Genomic DNA, 17,877 nt, shown 5'->3' on the forward strand with positions numbered 1-17,877 from the left:
CGTTTTTAACTTTTAACTTCATCAGATTCTTACTTTATTCACCTTCAGCGGCTCCCCGTTCAGCAGCTGGGTAACGCCTGCTGCGTCATGGAAATTCAGCACTGCGCCTTCTTCCCTTACTTTATCCAGGAGGCTCAGATCAAAGTCCTGGATCATCCACCCTGCCTGCTGATGGGGGCCGGTTTGCAGGATCCCCAGCTCGGGCAGGCCGGTATCCGGGGTAGAATACGCTCCGCAATAGCCGTAATTGTAATCTACAGCCGGTGTCCACAGCGCCTCTCCCATGGTTTGGGAAACAATCGTATAGCACTGGTTTTCCAGGGCACGGGCGCGCGCTCCCAGATGCACCCGGGTAGCTCCGCGGAGGGTTTCGGTACAGCTGGGAACCAGGATAACGCCGGCCCCCGCCTGCGCCAGCGCATGCGCCCCTATCCCGAATTCCGAATCATAGCAGATCTGTATTCCGAAGCTTCCTCTTTCCATCTGAAAAAGGGTCAGCTGCGGCTCTCCCGCTGAAACGCCCCATTCCCTGCTTTCAAAGGGAGTCATGAAAAGCTTATCCTGGTAACCGGCCAGGCCGGCAGGTGAAAATACGTACGCCCGGTTAATCACTTTGCCTCTCTCGCTGACCGGGAAACCCGGTGCCACCACTATCATTTCATGTTGCCGGGCAAGTGTAGCGTATAATTCCAGGAAAGCGTCGTGAAACTCTTCTATTGCCCTTATCTGGGCGTAAGCGTCCTGTTGCAATTCCGGGCTCAGCAGGCTGACCAGCTCCACAGAGCCGTATTCCGGGAAAACGGCGATATCTACGTTTTTCCCGTTTAGCTCCCGGAGCCAGCGGCCGGCGTGGGCTTCCCATGCCAAAAGAGATGCATGATATTTTACCGGATAGTTGGCTGCTGCTATTCTCATATCTTTTTAAACCAGTATTCCATCGGCTTGGCAGAAGAAGTATCCTCTCCCAGGTCTTTCCATTCAAAATAGCTGACCATATCCGCAGCTTTGGCGTAGCCCCTTTTGCCCCAGAAAAGGTCCAGCGGCTGATAGTGTTCCGGCCGGAGCGGATGATCAGCCGGGCGTTTCACCGCACAGAAGCAAACCGCATCTGTTCCGGGAAAAGAGGCCGCATGCGCCTCCCTTTCTTCAAAAAAACGGTTTCCCAGGCCCAGTCCCCTGTACTCTCGTAACAGGATGCTCTCTCCGAAATAGAAAATACGGTGAATATCCCTCCCTTTCCGGAGAAAGGGCTCCTGCACGTCGGCGGTCTCCTCTGCGAGAGGGATACAGGTAGTCGCTCCCACCATTTTTTCTCCTTCGTACACCGAAAAAAGAAAGGATCTTTCGCTTTTTATATAGGTTTGCAGGTATTCCTTTTCGTATTCGGGACTTCCGTCATACAGGTACGGGTAATCGCGGAAAACCGCTATTCTCAGCGCTGCCAGGGCATCGGCTACCCTGCCGATCTCTGCTCCCCGGAAAGACCGGCAGATCAGTTCCCCACCAGTGATTCCCATAGCGGCAGGTTATAGTAGGTGGTAATGCGCGTGATCTTCCCGTTATTTACTTCCAGGAAAGCCGCTGCCGGCAGCACGTACGTCTGGCCTGTAGCCTCAGGAAGCCCTTCGTCGGTCACCTTGTAAGTACCGTTTACTACAAATTCGACGGCCACTTTGCGCCCCTCCGGCTCCCCGAAGAATACCATATCGGTAAGCGTTTCTTCATAGCACTTATCCATGTGCTCCTGGAATTCCTTAAAAAGGGCAATACCCGTTCTGGGTGTTCCCTGGTTGGGCTCGTGTCTTATGTTTTCATCCAGGAGCGACCTCATTCCTTCCCAATCCCCGTGGTTGAAATACGCATAATACGTCTTTACTAGTTCTATTGCGTCCATTAGCTGTTTGATTTGGCCAGCAAAAATACGAAAAACCCCTTACGGGGAAAGGTTCTTCCGGTTAGATCGATGCTTTAAAAATTATTTTCCGGATATGGAATATCGGGATATTTCACATATCTTTGGTCGGCTGAGCACCCATTACTTACCAATAGTTTATGGATAATTCACAAAGAAGGGCTTCCTACTTACTATTGATTGAACCGGAAAAGAAAGTGTCTTTCAGAATTGAAAAGCTGCGAGATACCATTCATAGCGAGATCAATATGATCGCTAATCCCTTCTATAATCCTCATGTTACTGTTCTTGATTTTGTTCAGTACGAAAGCTACGAGCACCGCATTCTTCCTCTTTTACAGAAATTTGTTTCCCAGATCAATCCTTTCACCCTGCCGCTAACCAACTTCGGCTCTTTTGTACATACTTTGTATATCCAGGTGAAGCCGGCGCCCAGGGAGCTGGCCCGCATAGGCGCCCGGAAAAATGAGCTCAAAAGCATTGCCCGCACACCGGTCAATACCCCGGGCATTCATCACCTGACGCTCTTTAAAGATTTGTCGGAAGAAATGGGTACCGCCGTGTGGGAAAAATGGAAAGACCGCCGGTTTGAAGACCTGTTCCTGGTAAAAGAGTTTGTTTTTCTTCGCAGGCGGGAGAACCAGAGACACTACCAGGAGCTTGCCCGGTTCCCGCTTCTGGGGAAGGAGATCCGGCCTGAATTTGTACAGGGGAAGCTATTTGAGTAATAATGGTACTCGGTTCCCGACTCCGTTGGGTTCTTGACTACGCTCGAACTGACAGGAACAGACGCCACTTGTCAGTTCGAGCGTAGTCGAGAACCGGGTGTGATTGATTTCCCGGTCACCCGCTTAAATCAGTCCTTTCTTTGAAAGGTATTCAGCTATCTGAACCGCATTCGTGGCCGCCCCTTTGCGCAGGTTATCTGCCACAATCCAGAGATTCAGCGTATTCGGTTGCGACTCATCCCTGCGGATCCGGCCGACAAAAACTTCATTTTTCCCGTGGGCATGAATAGGCATAGGATACACCAGGTTGGCCGGGTCATCCTGTACGATCACTCCTTCCGTAGCGGCCAGCAGCCCGCGTACGGTATCCAGATCAAAGTCGTTTTCAAATTCAATATTCACGGCTTCCGAGTGCCCTCCAACAGTAGGGATACGCACAGTAGTGGCCGTTACCCGGATACTGTCATCTCCCATGATCTTGTTGGTCTCCTTAATCATCTTCATTTCTTCCTTGGTGTAGCCGTTTTCCTGGAATACATCAATATGCGGAAGCACATTCAGGTCTATTTTATACGGATATACCTTGGGTACCGACTCATCTCCCGCTCTTTCGGCAAAAAGCTGATCTACGGCGGCTTTTCCTGTACCCGTTACCGACTGGTAGGTAGAAACCACTACCCTTTTTATTTTGTATTTATCGTGCAGGGGCTTCATCACTACCACCATCTGAATGGTAGAACAGTTCGGGTTGGCAATGATCTTGTCTTCCCGGGTGAGCACATCTGCATTTACTTCCGGAACAATCAGCTTCTTGTCCGGGTCCATTCTCCAGGCCGAAGAGTTATCGACCACGGTAATGCCTGCCTCCGCAAATTTCGGTGCAACCGCCAGTGAGGTGCTGCCCCCGGCAGAAAAAATGGCCACGTCAGGTTTTTGTGCTATTGCCTCATCATAGCCCACTACCGTGTATTCTTTGCCTTTAAAAGTAATCTTTTTCCCGATGCTTCTTTCCGAGGCTACCGGAATAATTTCAGTGACCGGAAAATTTCTTTCTTCCAGAACTTTCAGGATCTCCCCACCAACCAGGCCGGTGGCTCCCACTACCGCTACTTTCATTTTTTCAATTGATTTTGTTCTCCCCGACCCATGGCAGAGTAATTATAAATCAGAAAGAGAGAGGTCTATTCTCTTTGAATAATTTTCAAGCGGGCAAAAATAAAAAACTTTTTGAATTAAAGGTATATGAAACGTTTAAAAGCCGGATATCCCCCTGCAAAAAGAAAGAGGCGGACCCTTACGGGCCCACCTCTGATGTATTTTCTGCTTTCTTATTCTTCTATCTTGTCGTACCCCCCGTTATTGAGCACCGAGTTGCTGCGCCCGTAAAGGAAGTACACCAGGAATCCCAGGGTCAGCCAGCCTATAGCCATATAAATGGCCGAGCGCTCCAGGTTCATGATCAGGTAAATGTTGGTAGCAATACCCAGCGTGGCAATTAACGGCAAGGCAGGCGTTCTGAAGCCTCTCTTAAGCTCAGGCTCGGTATAGCGCAGCCGCCATACGGCAAAACATACCATAGAGAAGGCAAACAGCGTTCCGAAGCTACACATGTGCACCAGGGTGCTGATAGGTGTGGACGCGGCCACAAAAGCTACAATAATCCCGATGATCACCGTGTTTTTAACCGGTGTTTTGGTGTTCGGGTTCACCTCTTTAAATATCGGCGGAAGCAGGCCGTCTTTGGCCATGCCCATAAAGATTCTTGACTGGCCCAGCATCATCACCAGGAGTACCGAGATCAGGCCGATGGTAGCGGCTACGGTAATCAGGATCACCGCCCAGGTCATGCCCGTGGCATGTTCAAAGGCCACGGCCACAGGGGCGGTCAGACCGTCAGGAATGTTTCCGAATTCATTAAAGTTCATCATCCCGGTCAGTACCACAGACATCAGGATATACAGCGCAGTACAGATCAGGAGAGAAGCAATGATGGCAAAAGGAATATCTTTTTTAGGATCGATAGCTTCTGCCGCCTGGGTAGAAACCGCGTCAAAGCCGATGTAGGCAAAAAACACGGCGGCGGCACCCATGATAATTCCCTTGAAGCCGTACGCTACCTCGGGTTCACCGTGCGGCCCGATGATGGTGGTTTCTTCCGGAATGAACGGAGTCAGGTTATCCATATTGATATAGAAGGCTCCTACCACGATGATAAATAACACCACCGAGGTTTTCAGGATCACAATCAGGTTATTGGTGCTGGCGGCTTCTTTGGTACCCTTTGCCAGGATAAAAGTAACGATCAGCACAATGATAAACGCCGGCAGGTTAAAGGCAAACCCTTCACCCCCGTACGAAATCGGGTCGGATACGAGGTTGGCCGGCAGGTGCATTCCGAACATTTTGAGCATCTTGTTGAAATAGCCCGACCAGCTCACGGCCACCGTCATAGCGCCCATCATATATTCAAGCACCAGCCCCCAGCCAATGAGCCAGGCAAAAACTTCTCCTACCGTACCGTAAGCATAGGCATAGGCTGACCCTTCAACCGGCAGCATGGAAGCAAATTCAGCATAGCAGAGAGCAGCAAAAATACAGGCAACACCTGCCACCACGAATGACAATGCCAGGGCAGGTCCTGCGTGATAGTAAGCGGCCGTACCTGTTAATACGAATATCCCGCCCCCTATAATGGCGCCAATTCCGATAGCCGTTAAACTCCATTTACCCAGCACCCGTCGCAGGGTACTTTTCTTCATGTCCGCCTCATAGGCACTAATCGGCTTGGTTCGCCATATACTTTTTTCCATATCATTAATTTTAGGATTGAATATTTTTTCCGGCGCAATTTAAAATAAATTCCCATGAAATTCCTAACGATCATAGGGTTTATTGGGGATTAAAGCAGTTATTCAAAACAATTCACTTCCTGTTTTTCAGCCTTTAATCCCTGTTTTCCGGATCTGCCGGTATCTTTTTACAGAAAAATCCTGCAGCACACGGTAGGCCAGAGGCATATCTTCACTGATCACTCCCCCGAAAATAGCCGAGTCAAACATTTTCAGCGCCGACTCCAGCCTTTCGTTTTCATAAAGCTTTCCCAGCTCTGAGGTAGACATGGTAGAAACCGGTTCATTCTCCAGCTCTTCCAGGTAGATCTTCCATTCTTTCAGGGCTCTTTCGTTGTTGCCCAGGCTCTTGGGCGACATCGCCATTTTCCGGAAGTCAGACAGGAAACGCTGGTGCGTGCGATCAAACTTCCAGAGGCGGTATTTTTTCCGGAGCCAGTCGCCAAAAAAGGCGATGACCAGGAAGCCCAGCGCCAGGAAACCCAGTACATAATACGTTATCTTGGGCAGGTTCACCTCTTTCCTGACCCGGAACACATTGACGGTTTCCTTTACCCGGGGCTCCCGGATATTCTCACCGGTAATGCTGAATTTCAGGTAAACTTTTGCCGGGTCGGCATAGATGGTTTCGCCCGTCCGGAGATTCCGGATGTACGGCTTCACAAAAAGAACCGAATCCAGGTCATAGGTAACCAGGGTATAAATCACACTGTCGAGGCTTTTCCCTTCCACCGTACGGGTTTCATAGAGTTCGGATGAGACGTAACGGAACGGGGAGAAATCAAAGCTCGAATCGGGAAAAACAATGTCGGATTTGCTGGAATGCAGGTACGACATGGCCATCCGGGTTTCTTTCCCCACCGTAACCGAATCTTCAAAAAAAACGGCCCTGGGCTTTTGCGCTGCCACAGACAGGCTCCACATGCAGAATAGCAATATCCTCCTCATTTTCTCACCCGGAATAACTGAATTAAACTGGCCACGTAATCAGATCCCGACTCAATGTCGAGGTAGTTGGCCCTGTTCTGTACACAAAATTTCTGCAGCTTCTGCCGGTTTTCTTCGAACGTTTCCCGGAGCTGCCGCTTAAAAGTCCGGGAATTGGTATTGACCCATGCCACATTCCCGCTTTCCTTATCCATCACCGGGATAATGCCCAGGTCAGGAAGCGTGATCTCTCTTTTATCATACACGTGCAATACCACCAGGTCGTGCTTCCGGGCCAGGGCCTTGAGATTATGCTCATAGCGGGTATCCAGGAAATCGGAGATCAGGATCACCACGCTCTTTTTCTTTAAAATATTCAGGGTAAAAGAAATGGCTGCGGCCAGGTTGGTTTTCAGCGAAGCCGGGCTGAGCTTATAAATCCGGGATATAATATTATACGCCTGCTTCATGCCGGCATCCGGCTTAATATAGGCCTCTTTCTCGTCTGAAAAGCAATAAACACCTACCTGGCTGGTTTCTTTGATAGCCGCCAGTGTGAGTACGCCGCAAAGCTCGCGGGCGGTATCGAGCTTAAGATTCCCCTTCTTCCCTACCTCCTGCGACCCGCTGACATCCAGCATAAAAAAAACGGTCTGTTCTTTTTCTTCCTTAAAAATCTTCACGTACGTTCCCTGCCCCTTGGCCGATGCCACCCAGTCTATAGCCCGCACGTCATCGCCGTACTGGTAGGTGCGGAGGTCACTGAATTCCAGTCCGGTGCCCTTAAAAATCGAGCTGAAATTACCATTAAGGTGAGAGTTCACCGCCTTACGGATCTTTATTTCATACTTATTGAGCTTGTTGATGATTTCTTTCAACTCTTTTAAGGAATATTAAGTAAAATAAAACTTCTTAAAACGACAGGTTACGTAAATTTGCTGCCGTAAATTGCCTCCCGTTGAGAAACACTGGTATAAAAATAGGAATAATTTTACTAACTTTGGTCTGGGGCTGTAATTCCCGGCCGAAAGAAAAGCTTTCGAAAGACGAGATGGCCGCCATCATCGTTGACCTTAAATTACTGGAAAGTAAGGTAGATAACTTCCTTCTCCGCAGCTCAGACTCTTCTAAAATAGCTTTCCGCTATCTTCAGCACCAGGTATTTAAAAAACATAAAACCGACTCCACCACCTACTTTGAGAATTATGATTACTACCTGTCGCATAAAAAGCAAATGCTGGAAATCCTGGAAAATGCCTCAGAAACGCTGGCGAAGGCCCAGGAAGAGCAGCTGCCCAAAGAATCTGTAAAATGAAAAATCTTGTTATTATTCCCACTTACAACGAATGTGAAAACATTGAAGCCATTATCCGGAAGGTCTTCGGGTTAGCCGAAGCTTTCCAGGTGCTCATCGTAGACGACGGCTCCCCTGACGGCACGGCCCATATTGTAAAAAAGCTCCAGGAAGAATATCCTGCCGTGCTGCACCTTGAAGAAAGAAACGGAAAGCTAGGCCTCGGAACGGCCTACATTCACGGGTTTAAATGGGCTCTGGAACGTGATTTTGATTATATTTTCGAGATGGATGCTGATTTTTCCCATAACCCGGAAGACCTGGTCAGGCTGCTGGCCGCCTGCCGCAATGAGGAGTATGACGTAGCCATAGGCTCGCGGTATATCCGGGGGGTGAATGTCATCAACTGGCCCATGAGCCGGGTGCTGATGTCTTATTTTGCTGGTATTTATGTACGCCTGATCACCGGCATGCCCATTATGGACCCTACCGGCGGCTTTATCTGTTATTCGCGGGAAGTTCTTTCGGTCATTCCGCTGCAGAAGATCCGCTTTGTAGGCTATGCGTTCCAGATAGAAATGAAATTTAATGCTTATCTTTATAAATTCAGAATTGTTGAGGTGCCGATCGTCTTCACCGACCGCACAAAAGGCCAGTCCAAAATGTCTACCCGGATCTTTAAGGAAGCTGTTTTCGGGGTGGTCATGATGAAGATATGGAGCCTCTTTAAATCGTTTAAACGTTAAAATAGCGGTAAGCTATGAGCTGTGAGAAATTACCAGTCCGCACAATCGGCGTGCTGATAAATACAAGTTCTTAGCTCAAAGCTCACGGCTCTTAGCTTAATTATTATGGAAATCAAAAAGGAGGACCTCCTGGCCTTTATTCACAATGCCCTGCAGGAAGATGTACGCGAGGGCGACCATACTTCTCTTTCCACCATTCCCGAAACGGCCCGGGGCAAAGCGCGGGTATTGATAAAAGATACAGGCATACTGGCCGGGGTAGAGCTGGCGGAGCTTATATTCCAAACGGTAGATCCCCGGCTGAAAACCGAGGTGCTGCTGCAAGACGGCACCCCGGTCAAACCGGGCGATGTGGCCATGTACGTGGCGGGTCCTGACCGCTCTATTCTCACCGCTGAGCGACTGGTGCTGAACTGCATGCAGCGCATGAGCGGCATAGCCACCGTAACCCGCTCTATTGTTCAGCAGCTGGAAGGCACCCATTGTAAGGTGCTCGATACGCGGAAAACCACTCCGGGGATCCGTTTACTGGAAAAATGGGCCGTGAAAATCGGTGGCGGGGTCAATCACCGCTTCGGGCTTTTTGATATGATCCTGATCAAGGATAACCACGTAGACTATGCCGGCAGCATAGAAAATGCCCTTACTGCGGCTCAAAGGTACGTAAAAGAGCACAACCTGGATATCCCTATAGAAATTGAGGTCAGGAACCTGGAAGAGCTGAAAGAAGTACTGGCCGTAGGCGGCGTGGTACGTATTATGCTGGATAATTTCAGCTATGAGCAGATCCGCGAGGCCCTGAAGCTTATTGACGGGCGTTTCCCGGTAGAAGCTTCCGGCGGCATTACACCTGAAAATGTCAGGGAGTATGCTGAAACCGGGGTAGACTACGTATCTATGGGCTACCTCACCCATTCGGTAAAAAGCCTGGATATCAGCCTGAAGGCGGTGTAATGCCGGTTCCCGGGTGTGCTATATCATCAGAGAATCTCTTCTCCTCATTTTTCCTGCCGGGATACCAAACATCATTTTAAAGCGGCGACAGAAGTAGGCCGTGTCTTTGTACCCTACTTCCCCGCCAATGGCACGGATGCTCTTCTTGGTGGTTCTCAGCAGGTTAACGGCTTCTTCCATCCGCTGGTATTCGATGTAATCCTGCGGGTTAATGCCGGTGAGTATTTTGAAATACTGGCCCACGTAATCTTCCGAAACATTGGCCACATTGGCCAGCTGCTTATTGGAAAGATCTCCTGCCAGGTTATTTTTAATATACGTAAAGATATCGATCAGGCGCGGATCTTTGAAATACGTGCTGTTGGTAGCCAGCTGCTCTACAAAAAGCTGGTTTCTCAGGATATGACGCACCAGCTCGATCACCGCCTCCTCCGTTTTGATGGAGATCACCCGGCCGCGGCCGGCCTGGTCAGTAAAATCTTCTACCAGTATCTCTTTGATAAGCTGGGCCAGCTTGGCATTCTGAGGAATAAAGAAAGGCGGGATATCCAGTGAAGAGAAGAAGTTCACGGAATCAAATACCTTGGCTTCAAAAGCCACCAGCCCGAACGAGTTCTTCACGATACCGATCTCCTCCGGGTCGGTCATGGGTTCAAAGTACACGTCGCGTTGTGTCATGAACTCTTCATACGAAATAGGGCGGGCTTCGCCTGACCCGTAGGTAATGGTACAGGGCTTCCCTCCCGGGATAAACAGGATATCACCGGGCTTTACCTTTTCATCTATTCCTTCTATTTTAACATCCCCGTTGTATAAGACCAAAAGGGTGTTCTCAACATCATAAAAATTCCTGATCTTAATAGGCTGCAGAATATTGATATGCCTGGCCTTTCCGAATTTTACACCTAAGGATTCAATTATTTTGTTATAATCTTCCATATTCTTATTTTAAGTATATAGTAGTAACCGGGTCAGCGAGTTTAAAATCCCGTAAAAATAGTATAATCTATTGGGTTATAGGTATAATTTCCTGATAAAAAAATATCTCTACGGGAATTTGATAAAATAAAATTTGCCCTTTTCTGTATTTTTTTCAGCTTTCCCCTGTTTAACCCCGGTATAATTGCTGATTATTCAAAATTTTATGCTTATTCCTTCAAAATCTCCCGTGCAATAACCAGCTTCTGTATTTCAGAGGTGCCCTCGTAAATCTGGGTGATCTTGGCATCGCGCATCATCCGTTCCACATGATATTCCCTGACGTAGCCGTATCCTCCGTGAATCTGCACCGCTTCTGTGGTTGCCCACATGGCCACTTCTGAAGCATACAGCTTTGCCATAGCCGCCGATTCCACATAATCCAGGCCCTGGTCTTTATCACGGGCCGCCTTATAGACCATCCATCGGGCCGCACTGATGCGGGTTTTCATTTCGGCCAGCTTGAATTGTATGGCCTGGTGTTCGGCAATGGGCTTCCCGAATGCCTTACGTTCTTTTGCATAGTGCACGGAGCGCTCAAACGCTCCGGCAGCAATGCCTAAAGCCTGTGCTGCAATGCCTATCCTACCCCCGTTAAGCGTAGACATGGCAAACTTAAAGCCAAAGCCGTCTGCGCCGATGCGGTTCTCTTTAACAACGGCTACATCATTAAAGTTCAGCGAATGGGTATCAGAGGCCCGTATGCCCATCTTGTCTTCTTTTTTCCCGATCTCAAATCCTTTTTGCCCTTTTTCAACAATGAGTGTGTTAATGCCTTTATGCTTCAGCTCAGGGTGGGTTTGGGCTATAACCAGGTAAATCTCTGCAGATCCGCCGTTGGTTATCCAGTTTTTGATCCCGTTTACCCGGTAATGGTCACCGCTATCTTCTGCAGTGGTGCGTTGCGAAGTGGCATCTGAACCGGCTTCGGGCTCTGAAAGGCAAAAAGCCCCGATCTTCTCTCCCGATGCCAGCGGCTTCAGGTATTTTTCCTTCTGCTCTTCTGTGCCGTATTTATCCAGCCCGTAACACACCAGCGAGTTGTTCACCGACATGACTACGGCTGCCGAAGCATCTACTTTGGCAATCTCTTCTATGGCCAGCACATAGCTCAGGGTATCCAGTCCGCTGCCGCCGTATTTCGGGTCGACCATCATTCCCATAAAACCCAGCTCGCCCAGCTTCCTGACCTCTTCCCGGGGAAACCGGCATTCGATATCCCGCTCAATCACTCCGGGCAACAAAACCGTCCGGGCAAAATCGCGGGCAGCGTCTCTTATGCTTGCATGCTCTTCTGATAAACGAAAATCCATTCCTGCGTCAATATTCATTCATTACCAAATAAAAATAAAGTTATGGATCAACCCGAAAAAATCCAATTATTTCAACGCTTTTGATTAAAAAATATTATGCAAGCCGAATATTTTTACCTGAAACCGGTTGAATCCGGAAAAATACAGGGTCCGGCAGGATTAATCAGCTTTCTACCTTTGAAAAATAGCGGCTTAAGAAGCTTTCGGATGCCGGAACCACCAGCGAACTGTCCAGCTCATGTTTCACATTAACCTGCAGGTTGATCACCCGGGTATCCGGCTGAATTACGCCTGCTGAAACCTGTTTTTTCGCATCAAAAACCGAAAAGAATTTCAGTACTTCATCTTCAAAATATCCAATTGAGCGATCAAAGAAATTAATGTTCATGTCCCGGCCCAGCTCGTGCAGCCAGCCGGTGGAAGAGTCGATAGAACAGCCCGACGGGGCCTGGAAAGCGGTATCCGCTGCCAGAACGATCATCCGGTTAAAAAGTATTTTGGCAGATCCGCGCATAGGCATTCCGTGGGTCACCCAGGCGTCTACAGCCGTCTTAAGAAAATCAAGCACCCGCGCCTCTTCTGTTTCGCTTAAATTACGGTCAGCCTGGTACACCCATATCCTGGCGCTTTCCGGCAAATCCTTAAATTCAATAAACATGCTTTTTGTTTTTCTTTTTTAAACAAGGGACGGGCGAAAAAGATTCTCTTTGGGGGGCGGGGACAGAATGAGGGCGTGTGTTTTTTGTGCGGGAGATGTGTCTCAGAGGCCGTCATTTTATTCGGCATCGGTTTTGTTTCTGTCATTTTGTCATTTATTGTCCGACGACTTCGGAGCATTTGCGCCTTTTTGTCTTCTTTTTCGCTGTGGTATCCGGTTTGTTCAGGATGGGATACAATCAAAATTATAACAAATATGAAAACGCTGGTAAGAAATTACGATTCATTGTTCAACGAGTTATTCAATAACGCTTACAGTTCTTCTTCTGTACTGAGCCCTTCAGCCAACATCAAAGAGACCGATAATGCGTATACGATAGAGCTGGCTATCCCGGGCTTTACAAAAGACGATTTCAAGATCGAAGTCCGCGACAGGGTATTAGAGGTTTCTTCGGTATCCCAATCTGAAAATGAGGAGCAAAAAGAAAGTTATATCCGGAAAGAATTCAGCTACAGCTCGTTCAGCCGGTCTTTCCGCCTGCCCAGAACAGTAGATACCGACCAGATCTCCGCCACTTATGAAAACGGCGTTCTGAACCTGGCTCTTCCCAAAAAAGAAGAAGCGAAAGTGAAGGAGCCACGACTGATCTCGGTGAACTGATTTTTAACCACATAGGGCACATACGTTTAAGTAAAAAATGGTTGCTTTACATTTAGACCTATGTGCCTATGTGGTTAACTTTTTCTTAAATTTTGTTAAGAACGTTTGACCCCTGTAAATTTTCTGTGATAGATTTGCGTTAGATAAACGTAAGTAACGGGGTTGATATAACACAGCCTGTTAAACAAGTATAAAGTATTTACAATTATGAAATTAAGCAATAACCTGAAGATAGTACTGATAGCGGTGCTGTCTACCTTAGTAACCCTTTTTGGCGTACGTGCCTTTACCCGGCTGAGCGGGAACGAAGTCATTTTTAAAAGCGCTGACAGCAAGTCAGGCGACAGTATGGTTTCTTTTACCAACCTTCCGGCAGGGAAACCGGGCGATTTTACGTATGCCGCTGAAACCTCAGCGCCGTCTGTGGTTCACATCAAAGCCATCACCACCCGCCAGTACAGTAACCGGAGGCCGAACTCGATCTTCGAGCAGTTTTTCGGCTATGACGAAGATGTCTTCGGCACTCCCCGTCAGCAAAACCAGGAATCTTCAGGATCGGGGGTAATTATTTCAGACGACGGGTATATTGTTACCAACAATCACGTCATTGAAGGAACCACTTCTCTTGAAGTAATCACCTTCAACAAAAAATCATACACGGCCAAAGTGATCGGCAGCGACCCTTCAACCGATATTGCCGTGATCAAGATTGAAGAGAAAAACCTGCCGGCCATTACTTTCGGCAATTCTGACGAAGTGAAGATCGGTGAATGGGTGCTGGCGGTGGGTAACCCGTTCAACCTCGAATCAACCGTTACCGCCGGGATCATCTCTGCCATTGGCCGGAACATCAATATCCTGGGCAGAAATCAACGCCGTAACCCCTTCAGCAGGGAGCAGGACCAGGAACCGTCTATCAATCCTATAGAATCTTTCATCCAGACCGATGCGGCAGTCAACCCCGGTAACAGCGGGGGCGCCCTGGTAAACCTGAACGGGCAGCTCATTGGTATCAATACCGCCATTGCTTCTCCTAACGGAGCGTATGCGGGGTATGCCTTTGCCGTACCATCGGGCATTGTAAAGAAAGTATCTGCAGATATCATTAAGTACGGTGATGTGCAACGGGGCTACGTAGGTATTGAGCCGGTAGAATTAAACAGCAAAAATGCCCGCGAATTTAATGTTAAGAAGGAGCAGGGGATTTATGTGAATGCCGTTCCGGATAACGGGGCAGCCAAAGCTGCCGGCGTGAAGAAAGGAGACGTTATTCTGCAGGCCGACGGTATTGATACCCGTTCGGAAGCCAAATTCCGTGAGTTGATCGGCCGCAAGCGCCCCGGTGAAAAGGTGAACCTGACCATTGACAGGAACGGTTCTACCAAGAACATTACCGTAACCCTCAGAAACAATGCGGGAGGAGAGGACCTGATCAAGAAAGATCCGGAACTATCGGGTGCCTTTGGTAAGATGGGTATGGACCTGGAAGACCTGAGCGCTGCCGACCTGAAAGATTACAATATCAGGAACGGTGTACGGATCAAGGGGATCCGTGACGGCGGGCTGCTCTCGGAGAACACGAATTTTGAAAAAGGATTTATCATTACTTCGGTGAGAAACCAGCAGGTTAAATCCTCTAAAGAAGTAAAAGACATTATCAACACCGCTTTCCAGAACGGAGAAGACGGGGTGCTGATCTGCGGATTCTACCCCGGCGGCGGCAGAGGTTGTGAGGGTATCCCAATCCGGTAATTTATAAACTTCGGGTTATATAGAGTGAAAAACGAAAAGTTAAAAGTGAAAAGTTATGGAACATTCTTTTCACTTTTAACTTTTCGTTTTTAATTTAAAAAACCTTTCTATGCAAAAACTCTCCCTGCGAACCCTGGGGCTCATTACCCTTCTCCTGCAGCTTTTGCTGTTCCGTTTCCTGCGCACCCGGACACAGTGGATAGAAAGCGTATTTGTTCCTCATATTTTTCGTCCTCTTTCAGGCCTGCTCCGGCGGGTTACCTCGTGGTTTCCCTTTTCATTCGGCCTGGTGCTCATTTATCTCCTGGCCGGCATATTGCTTTTTCTCCTGGTCAGAAATACCCTGCAGATCATCCGCAGGGAAAAGTCTTTTAAAGACACCCTTCTTTCCCTGCTGGCATGGGCCTCCCCCGTTTTCTTTTTTTATACGCTTACCTGGGGCCTGCTGTATTACCGCCAGCCGGTCAGCCTGCTGCTGCAGTATGATACCTCGCCGGCCACCGTAGAAGAGCTGAAGGCCCTGTGCGAAGACCTGGTAGAGCAAACCAACCGTACCCGCAGCGCACTGACCGACAGCGCCGTTTATTCGGTTAACCCTGCCGTTCTCCTTGAAAAAGCATCTGCTACCTATGCGCCTTTTTTCAAGCCCCGTTCCCCGGTGGTTAAAATGGCGGCCGCCAGCCCGCTGCTGGCTTTTATGGGGACCAGCGGTATTTATACTTTCTGGAGTGGTGAGGCCAATGTAAACCGGGTAAACACCCCTACTGACCTGCCGGCCGTGGCCCTGCATGAAATTGCCCACCAGATGGGTTTTGCGTCAGAAGATGAAGCCAGTTACATTGCCTGGCTGGCCGGGAAAGACCACCCGGACAAGCTCTTTCAATATTCCTCCCGTTATAACGTGGTATGGCGCTCTTTAATGCGCCTCCGGAGTGTAGACAGCACCTATGCCCGAACGCTCTACAGCCGCCTCGATTCTGCCGTATATCACGATGCCGAAATCGACAATGCGCGTTGGGCACCCTACCGGAACCCCCTGCAGAAATACGTAATTTCTCCTTTTTACAATATTTTTCTGAAAGCCAATGGCCGGGAATACGGTATCATGTCCTATGACGGTGTAGTAGATCTGATCATTTATGAGCGCCGAAAAGCCGGTGAAAATCACTTCACCTTCCTGAAAATCCTTGAAGTTCTGTAGTCTTTCAGGCATTGGAGGATTTTCCCGGTCAGGTCATAGTCGTTTGCCCGGAGAATAAAATCATCGCCCGGCCGGCAGAAAGCCATAAAATCATCGATCTCGTGGTCTTCGAGGTGGGTGATCTGCGCCACCAGCTTGCGGTTGTATTTCAGATCCACGTAAAATTCTTTGATATCGTTGTATTTCAGGTCGGCTACTTTCCGGTCAAGCTTTCCCTTCTTTCCCCAGAGCTCATAGAGGCCGTCAATCGATATGCCGAGGCCCGGCTGGCTGGTGGCAGGAGAGAGCAGGTTACCAATGATCTCCTCCCGGATGGCCCCGCCACTCTGAGGGTTCCGCAGAAACTCGTCGATTTCGGTTTGAAGGTCCTGGCGACGCCTGTCGGTGATGACCACCTCTTTCAGCATAACGGGCTGTCGCTGCGTGGCAATTACCGGGTAGCGGTTTTTGCCGTCATAGACGGTACCTATCCTTTCATAGCCGATGTCCATCACCACGATGGAGTCTCCGGGCTGGGCCCGTATGAAAAAATCGCCGGTCTTGTTGGTATTGACCATCTGGCCGGAAATTGTATTCTGTATAATCAACCCGTTAATGCCTTCATGCCTTGTGCTGTCTACCACCCGGCCGTAGACAGAACGTTCCTGCGCCTGCGCAGCTGTAGCCAAAAGAACAAAGAAGAGGGTGAGCTTAAACAATTTTACCATTCAGTACAAGGGTCTGTGTTCTGCCGTGGTCTATCACAAAAGTAGCTTTTTCGCCTATTTGCAGTTTCCCGGGGGTACGTTTATATTTTTCCGTCAGTGCGGGGAAATCCCCCACCGGCCTTAATTTCCCGCCCCCGGCATCCCATTCGTCTATGCCGGGAAAAACAGAAAGATCGCCTATTTCTTCTATAACGCTGTCAACGGTAAAATTCTTTGCTCCGCGCGTATTTTTTTCTGTGCGGAGTATTCCCAGGTCTGCCGTATAGTTGCCCATCGGGTGCGGAATGGTCACGTTACTGATCTTCAGGTCCAGGAATACCCGGTTATTGACCGGGATAGCCTCGTATTCTTCCAGGCGGTACCCGGTATAGCTTTCCTGCGCAATTGCATACAGCGCCTGCAGTATGGCGTGAAAGTTTAACGCCCTCACATATTGCTTTTCGGGATCCTGCGGGTAGGAGCCCGACTCTACCAGGATCAGGCTGCTCCCCCACTGCTGGATATTATCTCCGAAGGCCCGGGGTTCAAATTCGTCTGAAAACCGGGCTACCCGGCCCGGGATGATCTGCTGCAGCTCTTCGTTCATTTTACAGATCACCTGCATGGAGCGGGTTCTGACCCCGTTCCATTGCCGCTCCGGGTCATAGGCCGTTGCCAGGAAGGCCACAGTGGTTTGTACCGGCGTATCTCCCACGGCATAATACACCTGCTGATCATGGAGATTAAACGCAAACGCAGGGCGCAGGTCAAAGACCAGCCCCTTCAGAATGCGGCTTTCAGGGCATTGCAATGCGCGGGCATCGCGGTTCATGTCGATTTCCTGGGCTGTTCTGCGCTGAAACCTTTCGGCGCCATCCGGGTTAAGCATGGGCACAAAGTGGAGCTCCAGCCCGGAGAGGATAGTCTCCCGCAAAGAGGCGAATTCCGGCTCACCGGACCGCAAAAAATTCAGGATATCGAAAATCGCCATGGTGGCCGTTGCTTCATCGCCGTGCATTTGCGACCACAGCAGAATTTTCGCCTTTCCGCTTCCTACCGTTATTTTCCGGATATCCCGCCCCTCAAAAGAGCAGCCCACGCTCTCATTTTTAAAGCCGCAACCTGCTATCAGGGGTTGGATGTCGTGATGTTTGAATCGCCGGTTCTTTAATGTCTTTTCCCGGAAAAAATCATGGAAATCGATCAGCCTTTTCATAAA

19 protein-coding genes are annotated in these 17,877 nt (G+C 49.1%); 7 read left to right on the forward strand and 12 right to left on the reverse strand.

The features are described from left to right. Positions 1–21: 21 nt before the first annotated feature. From AB2U10_RS09190 to AB2U10_RS09200, 3 genes are read right to left on the reverse strand one after another with little or no spacing between them, the layout of a single operon-like run. The gene (locus tag AB2U10_RS09190; protein ID WP_367913794.1) at positions 22–915 is read right to left on the reverse strand and encodes a carbon-nitrogen hydrolase family protein; all 894 of its coding nucleotides are present in this window, start codon (positions 913–915) and stop codon (positions 22–24) included. Continuing rightward, positions 912–1,517, reverse strand: a complete 606-nt coding sequence (locus AB2U10_RS09195) for a GNAT family N-acetyltransferase (RefSeq protein ID WP_367913795.1) — start codon at positions 1,515–1,517, stop codon at positions 912–914. Before AB2U10_RS09195 ends, AB2U10_RS09190 begins: the two co-directional genes overlap by 4 nt. Then, a complete protein-coding gene (locus AB2U10_RS09200; protein WP_367913796.1) occupies positions 1,493–1,894 on the reverse strand; it encodes a nuclear transport factor 2 family protein in 402 nt (133 codons plus the stop codon). The genes AB2U10_RS09195 and AB2U10_RS09200 overlap by 25 nt, the downstream gene beginning before the upstream one ends. A 158-nt stretch (positions 1,895–2,052) precedes the next feature. Between AB2U10_RS09200 and AB2U10_RS09205 the strand changes: the two genes are divergently transcribed. Beyond that, positions 2,053–2,640, forward strand: a complete 588-nt coding sequence (locus AB2U10_RS09205) for a 2'-5' RNA ligase family protein (protein ID WP_367913797.1) — start codon at positions 2,053–2,055, stop codon at positions 2,638–2,640. Between the two features lie 123 nt (positions 2,641–2,763). Here AB2U10_RS09205 and AB2U10_RS09210 read toward each other — a convergent pair whose 3' ends face one another. The 4 genes from AB2U10_RS09210 to AB2U10_RS09225 form a co-directional block, all read right to left on the reverse strand. Further along, positions 2,764–3,756 (reverse strand): aspartate-semialdehyde dehydrogenase, encoded by a 993-nt coding sequence (locus tag AB2U10_RS09210; RefSeq protein ID WP_367913798.1) that lies wholly within the window; start codon positions 3,754–3,756, stop codon positions 2,764–2,766. A 212-nt stretch (positions 3,757–3,968) separates the two neighbouring features. Beyond that, on the reverse strand, positions 3,969–5,450 hold the full coding sequence (locus tag AB2U10_RS09215; protein WP_367913799.1) for an APC family permease: 1,482 nt from the start codon (positions 5,448–5,450) through the stop codon (positions 3,969–3,971). 126 nt (positions 5,451–5,576) lie between these two features. Further along, positions 5,577–6,437: a hypothetical protein gene (locus tag AB2U10_RS09220; protein WP_367913800.1), complete on the reverse strand. Its 861-nt coding sequence runs from the start codon at positions 6,435–6,437 to the stop codon at positions 5,577–5,579. Next, positions 6,434–7,294: a DUF58 domain-containing protein gene (locus AB2U10_RS09225; protein WP_367913801.1), complete on the reverse strand. Its 861-nt coding sequence runs from the start codon at positions 7,292–7,294 to the stop codon at positions 6,434–6,436. The genes AB2U10_RS09220 and AB2U10_RS09225 overlap by 4 nt, the downstream gene beginning before the upstream one ends. A gap of 122 nt (positions 7,295–7,416) precedes the next feature. Here AB2U10_RS09225 and AB2U10_RS09230 point away from each other — a divergent pair, with 122 nt between their 5' ends. From AB2U10_RS09230 to nadC, 3 genes are all read left to right on the forward strand, one after another. Continuing rightward, positions 7,417–7,731: a DUF4296 domain-containing protein gene (locus AB2U10_RS09230; protein WP_367913802.1), complete on the forward strand. Its 315-nt coding sequence runs from the start codon at positions 7,417–7,419 to the stop codon at positions 7,729–7,731. Continuing rightward, a complete protein-coding gene (locus tag AB2U10_RS09235; protein ID WP_367913803.1) occupies positions 7,728–8,456 on the forward strand; it encodes a polyprenol monophosphomannose synthase in 729 nt (242 codons plus the stop codon). The genes AB2U10_RS09230 and AB2U10_RS09235 overlap by 4 nt, the downstream gene beginning before the upstream one ends. 105 nt (positions 8,457–8,561) lie before the next feature. Beyond that, positions 8,562–9,410: a carboxylating nicotinate-nucleotide diphosphorylase gene (gene nadC, locus AB2U10_RS09240; RefSeq protein ID WP_367913804.1), complete on the forward strand. Its 849-nt coding sequence runs from the start codon at positions 8,562–8,564 to the stop codon at positions 9,408–9,410. A gap of 18 nt (positions 9,411–9,428) precedes the next feature. Here nadC and AB2U10_RS09245 read toward each other — a convergent pair whose 3' ends face one another. The 3 genes from AB2U10_RS09245 to AB2U10_RS09255 all read right to left on the reverse strand — a co-directional run bounded on the left by AB2U10_RS09245 (position 9,429) and on the right by AB2U10_RS09255 (position 12,359). Then, on the reverse strand, positions 9,429–10,349 hold the full coding sequence (locus AB2U10_RS09245) for a helix-turn-helix domain-containing protein (protein ID WP_367913805.1): 921 nt from the start codon (positions 10,347–10,349) through the stop codon (positions 9,429–9,431). Between the two features lie 209 nt (positions 10,350–10,558). Then, positions 10,559–11,701, reverse strand: coding sequence for an acyl-CoA dehydrogenase (locus tag AB2U10_RS09250; RefSeq protein ID WP_493820447.1), 1,143 nt, complete (start codon positions 11,699–11,701; stop codon positions 10,559–10,561). Positions 11,702–11,864: 163 nt separating this feature from the next. Further along, positions 11,865–12,359, reverse strand: coding sequence for a hypothetical protein (locus AB2U10_RS09255; protein ID WP_367913807.1), 495 nt, complete (start codon positions 12,357–12,359; stop codon positions 11,865–11,867). 255 nt (positions 12,360–12,614) lie between these two features. Here AB2U10_RS09255 and AB2U10_RS09260 point away from each other — a divergent pair, with 255 nt between their 5' ends. The 3 genes from AB2U10_RS09260 to AB2U10_RS09270 all read left to right on the forward strand — a co-directional run bounded on the left by AB2U10_RS09260 (position 12,615) and on the right by AB2U10_RS09270 (position 15,972). Beyond that, positions 12,615–13,019, forward strand: coding sequence for an Hsp20/alpha crystallin family protein (locus tag AB2U10_RS09260; RefSeq protein WP_367913808.1), 405 nt, complete (start codon positions 12,615–12,617; stop codon positions 13,017–13,019). A 207-nt stretch (positions 13,020–13,226) separates the two neighbouring features. Then, positions 13,227–14,771: a trypsin-like peptidase domain-containing protein gene (locus AB2U10_RS09265; protein ID WP_367913809.1), complete on the forward strand. Its 1,545-nt coding sequence runs from the start codon at positions 13,227–13,229 to the stop codon at positions 14,769–14,771. A gap of 109 nt (positions 14,772–14,880) precedes the next feature. Next, positions 14,881–15,972: a DUF3810 domain-containing protein gene (locus AB2U10_RS09270; RefSeq protein WP_367913810.1), complete on the forward strand. Its 1,092-nt coding sequence runs from the start codon at positions 14,881–14,883 to the stop codon at positions 15,970–15,972. Here the strand turns inward: AB2U10_RS09270 and AB2U10_RS09275 are convergent. Further along, positions 15,936–16,679, reverse strand: coding sequence for a hypothetical protein (locus AB2U10_RS09275; protein ID WP_367913811.1), 744 nt, complete (start codon positions 16,677–16,679; stop codon positions 15,936–15,938). The two genes, AB2U10_RS09270 and AB2U10_RS09275, sit on opposite strands and share 37 nt — an antisense overlap. Further along, on the reverse strand, positions 16,663–17,874 hold the full coding sequence (locus tag AB2U10_RS09280) for a M14 family zinc carboxypeptidase (protein WP_367913812.1): 1,212 nt from the start codon (positions 17,872–17,874) through the stop codon (positions 16,663–16,665). The genes AB2U10_RS09275 and AB2U10_RS09280 overlap by 17 nt, the downstream gene beginning before the upstream one ends. Positions 17,875–17,877: the final 3 nt, after the last annotated feature.

Origin of the sequence: Leadbetterella sp. DM7 (genome assembly GCF_040829825.2) — a bacterium.
Classification (GTDB): domain Bacteria; phylum Bacteroidota; class Bacteroidia; order Cytophagales; family Spirosomataceae; genus Leadbetterella.